Origin of the sequence: Rhodoferax sp. OV413, from assembly GCF_900104385.1 — a bacterium.
Lineage (GTDB): Bacteria > Pseudomonadota > Gammaproteobacteria > Burkholderiales > Burkholderiaceae_C > Rhodoferax_B.
In genome coordinates, this window is sequence record NZ_FNJA01000005.1 from 356,335 (window position 1) to 369,988 (window position 13,654).

Below are 13,654 nucleotides of genomic sequence, written 5' to 3' on the forward strand. Positions count from 1 at the left end.
TATGGCCTTACAAGCCGAAGAGTCGGCGGGCATTGCCGCCGAGAATCAGATCCTTGTCGTCCGCGGAAATAGGCAGCTCGGCCACGTGTTCAGCGCCGCGGTCGATGAAGGGGTAGTCGGTGCCGAACAGCAGCTTTTCGCGTCCGATATACCCGTGTGCCAGCGTGATCAGTGGGCCGAAAAACGAACACGTGTCGTAGTAGAAGTTTCTGGCGAACTCGCTCGGCAGCCGGGTGATGTGTTCGCGGCATTCGGCATAGTTGCGAAAACCGTTGTCAAGCCGCTCCATCAGGTCAAGGAACGAGGCACCGGTGTGCGCGACGATAAACGGGAAATCCGGGTGCCGCTCGAACACACCGGCGTAAATCATTCTGCACATGGCCAGACTGGTGTCGAGCAGAAAGCCAACCCGCACCGGCAAAGTGAATTCGTTCATCGCAGCAGCGAACGTCGGCACCATCGGATGCTCGAAAACCGGCATACGTAGCGCATTCAGGCGCGCCCACAACGGCTCGAGCGAACGGTCCGAAAGCGGCATCCCGTCAAGGTTGGATCCAATGGTAATGCCGACGACACCAGGCATGCCGCGCACCCGCTCCAGCTCTTCTAGGGAACCCTGGACATCTGGTAAGGGCAGGGTCGCAAAGGCACGCAGACGGTCGGGGCGCTGGGCCACCAGCGCCACCAGATCGTCGTTCATACGGCGGCACAGTTCCACCCTGGGCTCTGGTTCGAACAGATAGACGCTCGGCGTGGAGAGCGACAACACGCGCAGGTCGATGCCCTTGCGGTCCATGTCGGCCAGCAGCTTGTCTGTGCCGAACATCGCATCACGGAACGGCAGCCATTGCGCGCCGTCCTTGATCAAAAAGCTCATGCCCTGCGCACGGCGGTCGACCGTGACCCCGGGCAGGTTTTCCAGCGCCGCATAGTAATCGCGGCTCATGAAGTGGGCGTGGACGTCGATGCGCATGCTTAGACCTGGCAGATGAACTTGGTGTCCATGAAAGCCAGCAGGCCTTCAATGCCGCCCTCGGAACCGTAGCCGCTGTCCTTGTACCCACCGAAAGGTGGCTCGGGCGAACCGATGGCACCAGGTGCACCGAGGGTGTAGCTGTTGATGCCCACCATACCGAACTGCAGTGTCGATGCCGCCCAGTTCGCACGCGCGCCGTCCTTCGTGAACGCATAGGCTGCAAGTCCATATGGCAGACCGTTGGCCTCACGCATGACCGCCTCGGCATCGCCGAAACGGTTCAGCACGGTGATAGGACCGAAGGGCTCCTCGTTCATCACATGGGCGGTATTGGGCACGTCTGCCAGCACCGCGGGTGTCCAGAAATAGCCTTTACCAGCGGGACGCTCACCACCGCACAACAGTTTGCCGCCATGCGCCAAGGCATCATCAACACAGGACTGCATCGCCTGCACGCGCCGCTCATGCGCCAGCGGGCCCATCCGGGATTCGGAGTCCATTCCGTTGCCGACGCGGATGGCCTTCACCGCTGCAACATAACGCTCAGAGAACTCGTCGAAGATGCTGTCGTGCAGATAGAAACGGGTCGGGTTAATACAACCTTGGCCAGCGTTGCGGTACTTGCGCATGGCCGACATCGTGGCGACCTCCGCAACATTGACATCGTCAAACACCAGCACCGGCGCATGCCCGCCGAGTTCCATCACCATGCGCTTAAGGCTTAACGCAGCCAACGAACTCAGCTGCTTGCCGATCGCGGTCGAGCCAGTGAAAGCCACGCCGCGCACCTCTGGCGCCTTCAGCAGGTGGTCGGAAATGTCTGCCGGTACGCCGTAAACCAGGTTGAGCACCCCTTTGGGCAGGCCGGCATCGATAAACGCACGCACGATTTCCATCGAGCAGGCAGCAGTTTCTTCGGCTGGTTTGATGATGCAGGAACAGCCCGCGGCAAGCACTGACGATATCTTACGCACCGGAATCAAGGCCGGGTAGTTCCAAGGCGTGAGCACGGCAACCGGCCCGATCGGCTCCTTCACAACTAGCTGACGCTGCCCGGCCACACGCGACGGGATGATGCGACCATAGGTGCGCCGCCCTTCTTCCGCATCCCACTCCAGAATGTCGGAAAGGCCGGCCACTTCGCCTTTTGACTCTGCAAGCGGTTTGCCCTGCTCCAGCGTCATTAGCTCGGCGATATGGTCGGCGCGCTCGCGCAGCAACGCCGCCGTGCGCCAGAGTATCTTGGCGCGATCGTAGGCCGACATCACCGACCAGACTGCGTGGCCGCGCGCGGCGGCCGCCACAGCCTGCGCCAGATCATCCCGGCTGGCGATCGGCAGTTGGGCTAGCACCTCTTCGGTGGCAGGGTTAAGCACTGGCATCGTATCCCGGCCGTTCTTTCCGAGCCATTCGCCATCGATGTGGAGTTGCAATTCAGGGTATGTGGTCATAGCTTGCTTTCAGGTCGTACCGTCGGTCCGAATCAGCCCTGCGGATGCGTCGGCTGTCGAGGTCAGACTGTATGAAATAGGACCTGCGTCAACTTGCCTGCTAGTGCGGATTGCACTTGTTTCACCGTGCACAAGGGAAAACCCGCCCACGAGGCTCAAGCAGTGCACTCCTCCAACCAACAAAGACCTGAAGCCTCGGTTTTCGGGTTTATTTGCACTAGCTTTGCGTGCTTGAACAGACGCGCTAATGCGTCGACAATTCGTGCAATGCCTGCCATACAGAGCCGGCTGCAGGAGACGATGATTTGGACATACTGAAGGTGGTTTCGCGTGAACGGCCAGAAGATTCGAGCGTATTTGATCTTTGGAATGATCCTGCATGGCAACGATACGGGCACGTGCGCTCGCTCGCTTTGGTCGGCGAGAGTTTCAGAGGTCGGCTTGAGCTTGGCAGCGTCGGCTTTCTATCCGTTTGCCGCATCACAGCGACAGCACATCGGGTTGAACACGCAGTGGAGAGAATGAGCAGTGACTCCATCGATCGCCTGAAGATCCTGGCCCAGACCCATGGCACTTGTCGCTTCCAGCAAGACAGAAACACTGTGGACCTGGCCTCGGGCGATTTCATCGTGTACGACCCCGCAGCGAGTTACTCATTCACCAATCTACAGGCGGTCGAGCAGGTGGTAGTTTCCATACCGATGGATCGCCTGCCTTTGGGTCATGACGCTTCGACGAAAGTCCTGGGGCAACGTCTTTCGGCGAGGTCTGGAGGTGCACGATTGGCACTTGCCTTATTGAACACCACGCTTCAAGAATTGCAGAACTGCGACGCGAATGGGATCAAGCAAGTTGCCGAACTGATCTGCAGCCTCGTTGTAGATGCTGTACGGGAACAGGCAGGCGGGCGATCCCCGGTATCGCTAAAGCTTGTTTTGCGAACCCGGGTACGTGACTTCATCGAAAGCAATTTATCCGATCCCGAACTTGGGATCAATCTGATCGCCCAACGACTCAACTGTTCCAAGCGCTATCTCTACGACGTTTTCGACGACGGCGGCTTGACCATCTCGCGCTACATCTGGATGCGCCGACTAGAACGATGCAAGGATGAGTTGGTGAACAGCGATTGTACAAAACGATCTCTAACGAACATCGCGCTGTCATGGGGCTTTAGCAGCGCAGCACATTTCAGTAAGGCATTCAAACAGAGGTTTGGAGCATCGCCTAGTGACTTTAGAGTCTGACGGAATCCTTAGGACTTCCTGGGAATTTTCAGCAACACAAGTGTTGGCTGACGATGACCTGCCCCCTCTGCCGTACCACCCATAAAGCGGAAGTCCTGGTTGCGAGGTTAATAGATTTCTGTGGTGGTGAGGGGATGCGTTGCATCGCCAGCGCGCTGGCGATGCAACGCTTCGAACTTGGCCAGAGCCATCCGTTGGCAACTGACCTTGCCCCTGGATTCCGTATCCCATATTCAGGACGATCGTGGGCGAGATCAGTAAGATGACTTCACGTCCATTGAAAGCAGTTCTCTTGCCATTTCTATTGCCTGCTCTCGCGAAGGCGCAAGAAGTAGAGGGTAGCCCCAGAACTTGGCAAAAACAACCGCAAATGCCTTCAATCCAAGACGTTTAACGGAGTTCGGCTCGACCAGGACCATTGCCAGAACCAGTCTTCGCAGTTCAACCTTGTGCTTCTTCATCCAGAGCGCGGTACGTTTCTTTTCTTCCGGCGAGTGCTCATGGTCTTCAGCAGGTGCGGTATCGGTCAAGAGTACGAAGGGCTCCCCGCGCTGCAAATTAGCCTCGAATTCGTCGAAGTCCTTCTGGTGATCATGTCCAGGTTCTTGGGTAAGATTCATCCAGACCAAAGGGAAGTCAGAACTATTCATCAGCATGGCTGTTTCCTTTTCTTTTGATGTGCCGCCAGGTGGTCGCAATGGCGAACACGCCGGGCAACGTAATGAAAAAAGCCGCTGAAAAGGCGATGTGCCATCCATCGCGCAACCCGTCCGCGATCCCCCCGAGGGTATTCAGCACGACAAGCAGGCTGCCGAAGACCAAGGCAAACCACTGCGCCTTACGGGTTCCGATCAGTGCGACGAGCACCGTGATGATCCAACAACCGTAGAACGCGGAGAACATCCACAGTATGTCGGGCTCAAAGGTAATTGCAGGTCTCGCTCCGGGCGCCCTCGCAAAGTCGTTTACGTAAAAGAACAACTGGAAGGTGACAAAAAGAACGGCACCGCAAGCTGTCGTCAACCAGAACAAGGCGACCTTGTTTGGGTTGTTCATGGCCAAGTCTGGTGCGAGGCGTAGGGGGGACTGAAGGGGCATAGGAGCTTTCTCGATAATCAATGTTTGTACGTATGAGGATTTCCAACGGCTGAAGCGTTCGCCTTCGGGCAAATCAATACCTGTAGTTCAGCGTCACCATCACGTTGCGTGGTGCGCCATAACCCACGGTGTCGAAATCGCCCTTCTGTAGGGCGTACTTCTTGTCGAAAACGTTGTTGACGTTGACGGCCACGTTGGTCTGCTTTGTGATGGCGTAACGCCCCATCAGTGATACCAGGGCATAAGAGTCCTGTTCTCCGCCCAGCGAACTGGTGCCAGTGTTGGGCGCCTGGTAGAAACGGCTTTGCCATTTAACGCCTCCGCCGAGCGTCAACTTGCTCCACTCTCCGGGCAACTGGTAGGTGGTGAAAAGCTGCGCCGTGGTGCGCGGTAGTTGCGAATTCAAGCGGACGCCATCGCCATCTTGCGCGGTGAAATGGGCGATACCTGCGTAGATGTTCCAGCCATGCGCCAGCTCGCCCTGCAAGTCCAGCTCGATACCGCGCGACTTCGTTCCATCAGAGCCTCTATAGGCTTGGGCACCACCTGGCGTATAGGTTCCTGCGACCATCTGTGCAGCGTTGTCCAGCTCGGTCTCAAACAAGGCCACCGACGCATTCAGACGCCCTTCCATGTAAGCGCCTTTGAGGCCGATTTCCTTGGTTTTTCCCTTCGACGGCGTGAGCACGTTGCCCCTGCTGTCGCGATAGTCGGTTTGCGGATTGAAGATGCCTGTGTAGCTCACGTAGGCCGAATAGGTCTTGTCGATGTCGTAGACCAAGCCGGCGTACGGGGTGAATTCACTGCTCTTCTTGTAGTGCAACGACGACGCACCTGCGACGTCGTCGATTTCGTAGTTGCTGAAGCGGCCGCCGACGATGAGCTTCAGAGGCTCGGCCAGCGAAAACCGGGCTGCGCTATAGACACCGCTCTGCTTGATTCGGGTGCGGGTCGGTATCGAAGCCATGGCATCGAAATTGGGGCGGGCAAAAGCTGTGCTCAGGTCATAGACATTGACCGGCGCAAAGCCTGCAAAGAACGGAGCGATATCCGCTTGGCTGGCCGTGCGGCGCGAACTCGTTGCACCCACCACCAGGTCATGTTGGCGACCCAGCAGTTCGAAGGGGCCGCTCGCCATCACGTCGAAGGTGTTTTGACGGCTGCGACCTTCGGACTCCAATGCGACGGGAAAGGCGCCCAGGCCCGTGGCGCGATCGGGGCGGCCGACCAAGCCGAGCAGCTCTGCATCGTATGCCGTACGGTATTGGTTAGCGACGGCCCGGATTTTCCAGCCGTTGTTGAAGCGGTGCTCCATCTCGGCAAAGGCCGTCTTAAGGGTGTTGTCCGAATGGCTCCAGTCCTGCGCGTAGTTCCTGGGGCGTGAATACTCCGCCTGCGTGCCGTCGCTGAACCATAAAGGCAAACCTCCCCAGGTGGAGCCCTTCGGTGTGATGTCCTGGTAGTCATAGCCCAGGCTCACCGTAGTGTGGGGTGTCAGATCTGCCTCTATGATGCCGTAGAACGACTTCCTCTGCGGCTTGTAGCCGTCGATGTACGAGTGCCCGTCTTGGTACGTCCCCACCATGCGCGCGCGAATGCGGCCGTCCTCGGTCAACGGAGTGGACACATCGGCCACTCCCCGGTGGGTATCCCAGCTGCCCACCCCAACCGATGCGGACGCAGAGAATTCACGGGTCGGTCGTTTGCGTACCAGGTTGATCGCGGCCGAGGGGTTGCCGGTGCTGGTCAGCAAGCCGGAGGCGCCGCGCACGACTTCGACACGATCATAGAACGCGGTATCGAGAGAACCGATGCCGCTCCCATTGACGATGTTGCCGACGATGGTGGGGATGCCGTCGTACTGAACGTTGTTGATCAAGAAGCCACGCGAATAGAAACTCGTTCGTTCGCTGTCGGACTGGTACGACGCGACGCCCGTGGTGTTGTCCAGCACGCCCTGCACCGAATTCAATTGCTGGTCGTCCATGCGCTGGCGGGTGATCACCGTTACCGACTGCGGTGTTTCCTGCAGCGATAGCGGCAGGTGCGTGGCCGCCGTCGTCTCGCCCGTGGTGTAGGAGCCTGTACCCTCGGTGGTCGCTTCATCCACACGGCCCGTCACGGTGACGGCCGGTAAGGTCGGCTCCTCCTGAGCCGTGTTTTGCTCGATCTCTCCATGGGGCTGCGCTGGCTCGGCGGCGCATGCGCCCTGCGCGCCGACGAAAATAGCCGCGGCGACCGCTGGACCCAGCACGCTTCGGGGAACGTTCATGATGTCGCCCTTGCTGGGTCTACGCCGCCCAAGAAAGACGACGCGCAAGAGACCCATACCCATTTGTCGCTGGAACTGTCCGGCATTCGTGAAATCTCGCATCAAATAAAACTCATTAGCGTTTAGATGATGTATTTAACAATGAAGCAAGGCTGACCGTATTGCTGAATATGGCCAGATTATTATTCATTCAGGCCAATCACCCGCCTTGGCCAAAAGTGCGCCGCCTGCATTGATGGTCATGAGATCGACCTGCGAGCGCGGTCGCTGGTCTCTTGTGAAATCAGCGCTGACTCGACGCAATCCTGGCGCTGACCCTATATAGCAACTCGCACCGCCACCAGCGCCTTGGCGAGATCAGCCAGATGCATCCCGTCCCTCAGCAGGCGATTCGACAGCTTCGCGCCGGGATCAACCAAACGAGCGTTGGATGATTTATGGATTGCTGGGTTCCGGGTCTATACGGAAGGGGTACATGGACAACCTATTCCATCAAGCAGGACGCGCTAAACGCTGCTATGACCTGCGTTGTTGTTCTCGCGCGTACTGGCATTCATCTGCGTGAACATCTGCAGTCGCTGGCATACGAGGAGGGCTTTGGTGTCGACGCCGAGCCGGTGTCTACATCACCACGACATTTGCAAAACGCCGGCAACTCCGCAAGGAAAGACAGTAGGTGGTGGATGAAAGCTGGCAGTCCCGAGCCAAGACAGCTTTGTCCAATCAGGGCGGTATTTCATCGGGGAGCATGATCCCCTGTGCGCAAGCACGCTCTGCGCGGTTCGTGCGATCCGAGAGGTATCGTGCCGGAGGCTTGCCCGTCGCCTTACGGAACATGGTGACGAACCCGCTGGCGTTTTCGTATCCCAGCTCCAATGCCACCGTCTGCACGCTTTCACCCTTGGTCAGGCGTTGAAGCGCAAGGATCACATGCAATTGCCGACGCCAGCGGCCGAAACTCATTCCAATGTCATGCAGCAGGAGACGGCTCATGCTTCGCTCGCTCATGCCAATGCGGGGGCCCCATGCAGCCTTGGAGGTCTTGCCCGCCGGGTCGGCCAGCATCATCTCCGCGAGACGGCGCAATCGCGGATCGCGCGGCATAGGCAGGTGCAGGTCCTCCACAGAAGCCTCGACTAACTCGTCGAGCAATGTGGCAATCAGCCGGTCTTCCCGCCCCCCCAGCGCGTATAACACGGGAAAACTGGCGACCTTCAGAAGCAGCTCGTGTAGCAGTGGCGATACCGAAATCGTGCAACAGGTTTTCGGAAGCTCCGGTGCAGCGTTAGGTTCGAAGAAGAGGCAATAGCATTCTGTTTCACCCGACCCTCGTGCCGAGTGGGGCAAGTCTCCGGGTATCCATATGGCGCATTGGGGAGGCACGATCCAAACGCCATCCTCGATTTCGCAGTTAAGGATGCCGCGAACGGAGTAAATCAGCTGTGCCTTGTGGTGTTGATGCCTCGCGTTTTCCCAGCCCTTCGTTACAGATTTGGCGCTCAGGGCAACAACGGACCGCGGGACATTGTCGACGTCCCCGGGCAAAGTCAAATCAATGATGGCGCCACTCGACATGGTGCGTGTTGATGCGTATTCAAACTGGGTTGATGTCCTATTTGAACAATATTATGAAAGATTTTCGCGTTTTGTGGCAGGCCAAAGAGCAGATAGTAGCTGGGTGACAACCACTGCAATTCCGGTGAGTAGGCCGAACACCTTGCCTATTCGGCTGGCTCACGCGTCCGGCAAGCTATACGAACACACCCGCGTCGTGATCACGACCAACCTGGACTTTGCCGAATGGTCGACGGTGTTCGGCGACGCGAAGATGTTCTCCATCGTGACTACGATGCGTAGTCCTGAGCTGGCAAGCGGCACTTGGCTAAGCAACCCAGGAAAATTGAAAAGCGTTATGGCCTGCAGGCAAAACAAACTCTGCGAAGAGCCTAGCCTATGTCAGCAAGAGCCGGCAGGCCATGCCTTTATCGCACCGTCGTTTGGCAACGCTTGTGGCACCAATGGTGCTCCTTACATCAATCACTGTCCCAGCAAGGTCAAAGGCCAAGCCTATTATCAGCCCAAGGAGTGTTGGCGTCCATTCCAAATCGACCAGCCAGTAATATCGTGACCACCCCGAGTGCTTGCAGAAAGAACCTGGATGATCTTTTCCTGATAAATGCGACCTATCAGTTCGGCATTGGCACAAGCGCGCTAAACTGGCCAATTGAAGGTTGGCAGTAACAAATCACGTGGGATTAATGGCTTTTTTCGTCTCGAGGTGAATATCCAAAAGCTTCCTTGAACCGGACGGAAAAAAGCGACTGACTGGAAAAACCACAGTTGTAGGCCACTTCCGCAATGGTCGTGGGCCGAGCCTTGTGCAGCGCATTCTCGCGCAGAAGCTTTTGAGCGTGCCTGAGCCGAGCAAGACGAAGTTCTTGCCCGAACGTCGTATCGTGGGCCTGGAAAACCTTGTGGACATAGCGGATGGAAACGCGATGAGCTTGAGCCGCTCGCTCAGGTGCAAGATCCGCGTCGTGAAAGTTTGCCGCGATATACGCCATGACACGGTGAAAGAAGTGGTCGATGACGGTTCGTGAATCCCCCGCTGCATCGGTCTCCGGTACATCCATCATCAAAAAAGCCAATTCCAGTAATCCTCTCTCCAAGCTTCGGACATGCTCGGGGGAGAGGCAGGAGGCGTTTTCCAATGCTTGCAACGCGAATTGCGTTAGCAGCGGCACAAAACGCGAATTGGCGACGTCGACGCGGCCACAACGCGCATCAATTTTCGGACACATCGCCCTGAATTGGTCGGCCGGTATTTTGACTGTTACGTTTCTCGTGCCGTTGGGGATATCCAGCTGATAGGCTTCTGCGGAATTGAAGACAGAGACCTGCCCTGGTGCAACGTCTCCAAATCGGCCCAGGTGCGTGAACTGCTCAGTTTGCATGGTCGGCATGACCAGTGCGAAAAAATCCGAGTCATCGCGTCCGGCATGTACTTTGCGGCGCACAGCCCGTTGCGCATCAGCGGCAAAGCGAGTAATCCCGACTGCGCCGATCTGGGTGGATTCAATGACTCCGCAGAACGATGCCGGGTTGTAGGCCGCCACGTCTATCGGGTAGTAGACATCGCTCATGAAATCTTGCCAGGCAGCAAGACGTCTTTGTGGATGAACCTCACCCGTCGAGAACCGTGTTATCAAATGTAGAGAATCCACACGCCCTCCTAAAAAACTGCCTTAGAAGCTCAAGCAAGCCTTATGCCATAACTTCCGGACCAGCCTAGCAAGCCGTCGGAAGCCCCGTGTGCCATTTCGATGATAACCGTTGGATGACTGCGTCCGGTTAAAGCGGACCCATGGTGCGGGAGTAGAGGTATGCCGTGAGCCGTTGCTCTGTAGGTGAGCCGGTTGCGAGCAAAGACCAGACTCGTGCAACCACTCTGCGCACCGTGCGCGCTGACGAAAATCTTGGTGCTCTCACGCGATAGATCGCGGGGGCGATCCGTCGGACGATGTCGCTACCGATACAGGGCGGTCAGCGTATCTCCTCTGGACGAGCGCGCCGTCACGCGGCCAGGCGCATTTTTAGATATCTGCGCAATCGACTGACAAGCAAGGGAAAACTATGAACACACCTATAACTACCGGGCAGAGGGTATGACCATGCGTACCTCCTCAGATCGCGAAGCCGAATTGGCCGCTTTGTTCCAGACTCGGGTTTTTAGGCGCCTGCGTGACGACTGCGACTCTGGCGTGATCGGCGCCTACGAACGGTCTCCGCTCGGGCCACATGATGATAAGACCCGACGGGTCGTGCGTGGGCTGGGCGGCGCGTCTATCGCCGGCAAGGCGATTGTCATTTCGCTGGGTACCGACGGGCCATGGGGCGTCGGGAACATTGTGATTGGAGAACCGGGCAACTTCGTTCGAAGCCCTGGCATTTTCCTCACTTACGAAGACGCTTTGCGTCACATTTTTTCGCTTCGATACCGAGCCCTTTTCGCGGGAGAGTCGCGCGAACCGGATGCTCAATCGCTTAATGGATGAAATGAGAATGAACCAGATCAGTCAGAAAATTTTCGGCTATAGCGACAGATTCTCTGTGTCTCCGGGTGAAAGCCTTTCTTTCATGGTGAGTTGTGAAGGGGTCAAAAGATATGACGCCTCACTTGTAAAGCTGCAGCACGGATTTACGGGGGAGGCGGGCCCCGGTTTCCTTGAGGCGCCTGTTGAATCGTCGTTCGAGGGGAGCTACGAAGGTATGCAGTATGCGTGCCAGCCGGGCTCATATGTGGAAATCACCGACACGCAAGGACTTCTTCGATCCCTTAAGGGTTTGGTCATTGAAGCCCATGTCTATCCGACACTGCCACAAGGCACGCGTTCGGGCAACTTCGGGGCGTACCACGTTACGCAGAACTCATTTGACAGTGGTTCGGACCTACAGGCCATTTTGGGAGACTGGTCCGTGGCCAGTTGTTCTGGCTACGCCCTTGTGCTGGAGGAAGGTCGGCCAACGTTTATATGGGTGGCAGATGGTGAGACAAAGAAAGTATCGTTAGCAACGCCACTTATTGCACACCAGTGGTACCGCGTCATAGTCAGTGTCAAATCGGATGCTGGGACGGTCTGCCTGGAGCAGACACCAATCGACAACATCATGAACCGTCTCTCAGCGAGCGCAACCGCCTTGCGCGCAGAATCGCGAAATGTCCCGTTCGGCGCGAGACTGACCGAAAGTCAGGCACCCTTCAGGATCGGGGCGCTGGCCCGTCAGCAAGACGGTCGATGGCTGGCGAATGCCGCCTACAACGGGAAAATCGGTGGAGTCCGCATTCTGCGTCCCTCTCTCGGCGATACGGTTGTTGCCGAGCTGGCCGCCTGGCACTTTGGCAAGAGCCTTCGTGACGATGGCCTGTTGCTCACCGATGTTGTAGACCTGTCTGGAAATGGTTTGCATGGACGCTGCTTCAACACGCCGACACGGGGCGTGGCGGGCCATAGGTTTAAGGGGTTGAGCGACGACTTCCGGGGGGCACCTGACGAGTTTGATGCAATTCATTTTCACGACGATGACATCACCGACGCCCAGTGGCCAACGGCGTTCAAGATTCAGGTCCCGAACGATCTCGCGAGTGGTGTATACGCCGCGAAACTGTGCGGTGCAGGCGTTGAACAATACATCCCGTTCTTCGTCAGGCCGGGACGTCAGAAGCGTGAAGTGGCGGTGCTATTCTCAACGGCGACTTATCTGGCTTACGCCAACGACCGAATAGCCTTTGAAGCCAATGGCGCGGAAATCATCGTCAGTCGGACACCGATCATTGATCGGCAAGACCTGACGCTTCAGAACCATCCTGAATTCGGTCGTTCCTGTTATGAAATCCATAACGATGGTTCTGGCGTCGTCTTTGGCAGCACGCGGCGCCCCATCCTGACGCTCAACCCCAAACACCGCGCCTGGTTCCAGGCAGAGGGCGTATGGGGGCTTCCTGCTGACCTCTGCATCGTTCATTGGCTCGACACAATCGGCTGCGAATTCGACGCGCTAACGGATGAAGACCTAGATCGCGAAGGCGTCGACCTGCTCAAGGACTACAAGGTCCTAATCACGGGCAGTCATCCAGAATATGTGACACGCAACGAGCTCAACGCCATCGAGGCTTTTACGGGGAACGGCGGACGTTTGATGTACCTGGGCGGAAACGGTTTTTTCGCGACTGTTTCATTTGATCCGGAAGAGCGGCATGTCATGGAGTTGCGCAGGTCAGATGCGGGTACACGCCCCCACGAGTCGCCGTTTGGGGATCGTCGCCACCAGACATCCGGTGAAATGGCCGGTTTATGGCGCAACAAGGGTAAGGCGCCGCAGCGACTGCTAGGCGTGGGGTTCGCCGCGCAAGGTTTCGACCGCTGCACGTATTACCAACGCCTGACCGACAGCTACGACCCACTCGCCGCTTTTGCGTTTGAAGGGATTGGCAGTGACGAGCGCATTGGCGACTTCGGAATCATGGGTGGTGGCGCTGCCGGTGCGGAGATTGACCGGTACGACCCGTCCCTGGGATCCCCGCCGGGAGCGCTGGTTCTGGCGACGTCCGGGCCGCTGACGGACGCCTATCTTCTCGCCGCCGAGGACGTCTACGAATCAATCCCCGGCATTGGCGGGACCGAGCAGTCCCGTGTCCGCGCGGACATCGTTCTGTGTCCGTTGCCAGGAGGGGGCGGCGTATTCTCAGTGGGATCGATTGCCTACACCGGTTCACTTTCCCACAACCGTTACGACAACAATGTCGCGCGGCTCACCGGCAATGTGCTCAAGCGGTTCCTGCACCCTGAAGCGTTGGACGTCGTCATCGATTGCAATTGACTGACAAGTTCATAGCAATAAAGGCGCCGTGCACTCACACGAAAAGCGCGGTTCGCTGGTTCGATAGTCGACAGTAACAGGAGCTCCTAAACTGAAATCATCGAACACCAAAAGACCCATCGTGGTGTTTGAGTGAATAGGTTTTGTTCAGTTCCGATGTGCAAATAACACAAGAGGTGCGCGGTTCCACAGCAACGCTGAAGACACGCGGCAACCGTACCTAAAAAATGTC

10 protein-coding genes and 1 pseudogene are annotated in these 13,654 nt (G+C 57.3%); 4 read left to right on the forward strand and 7 right to left on the reverse strand.

What is annotated here, in order from left to right; all coding sequences use genetic code 11:
• Positions 1–7 precede the first annotated feature (7 nt).
• A complete protein-coding gene (locus BLT66_RS18415) occupies positions 8–973 on the reverse strand; it encodes an amidohydrolase family protein (RefSeq protein WP_092759794.1) in 966 nt (321 codons plus the stop codon).
• A 2-nt stretch (positions 974–975) separates the two neighbouring features.
• A complete protein-coding gene (locus BLT66_RS18420; protein WP_092759796.1) occupies positions 976–2,427 on the reverse strand; it encodes an NAD-dependent succinate-semialdehyde dehydrogenase in 1,452 nt (483 codons plus the stop codon).
• A 305-nt stretch (positions 2,428–2,732) separates the two neighbouring features.
• Here BLT66_RS18420 and BLT66_RS18425 point away from each other — a divergent pair, with 305 nt between their 5' ends.
• Complete coding sequence (locus BLT66_RS18425) at positions 2,733–3,674, forward strand: helix-turn-helix domain-containing protein (protein WP_092759798.1); 942 nt, start codon at positions 2,733–2,735, stop codon at positions 3,672–3,674.
• 254 nt (positions 3,675–3,928) lie between these two features.
• Here the strand turns inward: BLT66_RS18425 and BLT66_RS18430 are convergent, their stop codons facing one another.
• The 4 genes from BLT66_RS18430 to BLT66_RS18445 all read right to left on the reverse strand — a co-directional run bounded on the left by BLT66_RS18430 (position 3,929) and on the right by BLT66_RS18445 (position 8,619).
• Positions 3,929–4,330, reverse strand: coding sequence for a hypothetical protein (locus BLT66_RS18430; protein ID WP_092759800.1), 402 nt, complete (start codon positions 4,328–4,330; stop codon positions 3,929–3,931).
• Positions 4,317–4,844, reverse strand: coding sequence for a hypothetical protein (locus BLT66_RS18435; RefSeq protein ID WP_255406986.1), 528 nt, complete (start codon positions 4,842–4,844; stop codon positions 4,317–4,319). The genes BLT66_RS18430 and BLT66_RS18435 overlap by 14 nt, the downstream gene beginning before the upstream one ends.
• 1 nt (position 4,845) lies before the next feature.
• Positions 4,846–7,044 (reverse strand): TonB-dependent siderophore receptor, encoded by a 2,199-nt coding sequence (locus BLT66_RS18440; protein WP_255406987.1) that lies wholly within the window; start codon positions 7,042–7,044, stop codon positions 4,846–4,848.
• Positions 7,045–7,767: 723 nt separating this feature from the next.
• Positions 7,768–8,619, reverse strand: coding sequence for an AraC family transcriptional regulator (locus tag BLT66_RS18445; protein ID WP_092759804.1), 852 nt, complete (start codon positions 8,617–8,619; stop codon positions 7,768–7,770).
• A 154-nt stretch (positions 8,620–8,773) separates the two neighbouring features.
• Between BLT66_RS18445 and BLT66_RS26520 the strand changes: the two are divergent.
• Positions 8,774–8,875: pseudogene (locus tag BLT66_RS26520) on the forward strand (ATP-binding protein); the annotation flags it as partial.
• A gap of 424 nt (positions 8,876–9,299) precedes the next feature.
• On the opposite strand, the gene BLT66_RS18450 reads toward BLT66_RS26520, so the two are convergent.
• Positions 9,300–10,187, reverse strand: coding sequence for an AraC family transcriptional regulator (locus tag BLT66_RS18450; protein ID WP_092759806.1), 888 nt, complete (start codon positions 10,185–10,187; stop codon positions 9,300–9,302).
• A 522-nt stretch (positions 10,188–10,709) separates the two neighbouring features.
• Between BLT66_RS18450 and BLT66_RS18455 the strand changes: the two genes are divergently transcribed.
• The gene (locus tag BLT66_RS18455) at positions 10,710–11,099 is read left to right on the forward strand and encodes a hypothetical protein (protein WP_092759808.1); all 390 of its coding nucleotides are present in this window, start codon (positions 10,710–10,712) and stop codon (positions 11,097–11,099) included.
• 7 nt (positions 11,100–11,106) lie between these two features.
• Complete coding sequence (locus BLT66_RS18460; protein ID WP_092759810.1) at positions 11,107–13,422, forward strand: N,N-dimethylformamidase beta subunit family domain-containing protein; 2,316 nt, start codon at positions 11,107–11,109, stop codon at positions 13,420–13,422.
• The last annotated feature ends 232 nt before the right edge of the window (positions 13,423–13,654 follow it).

Coding starts and splice junctions, on each gene's coding strand:
- BLT66_RS18415 (WP_092759794.1), bottom strand. CDS start 973: ATGCGCATCGACGTCCACGCCCACTTCATGAGCCGCGATTACTATGCG.
- BLT66_RS18460 (WP_092759810.1), top strand. CDS start 11,107: ATGAACCAGATCAGTCAGAAAATTTTCGGCTATAGCGACAGATTCTCT.
- BLT66_RS18420 (WP_092759796.1), bottom strand. CDS start 2,427: ATGACCACATACCCTGAATTGCAACTCCACATCGATGGCGAATGGCTC.
- BLT66_RS18455 (WP_092759808.1), top strand. CDS start 10,710: ATGACCATGCGTACCTCCTCAGATCGCGAAGCCGAATTGGCCGCTTTG.
- BLT66_RS18445 (WP_092759804.1), bottom strand. CDS start 8,619: ATGTCGAGTGGCGCCATCATTGATTTGACTTTGCCCGGGGACGTCGAC.
- BLT66_RS18440 (WP_255406987.1), bottom strand. CDS start 7,044: ATGAACGTTCCCCGAAGCGTGCTGGGTCCAGCGGTCGCCGCGGCTATT.
- BLT66_RS18430 (WP_092759800.1), bottom strand. CDS start 4,330: ATGCTGATGAATAGTTCTGACTTCCCTTTGGTCTGGATGAATCTTACC.
- BLT66_RS18450 (WP_092759806.1), bottom strand. CDS start 10,187: ATGAGCGATGTCTACTACCCGATAGACGTGGCGGCCTACAACCCGGCA.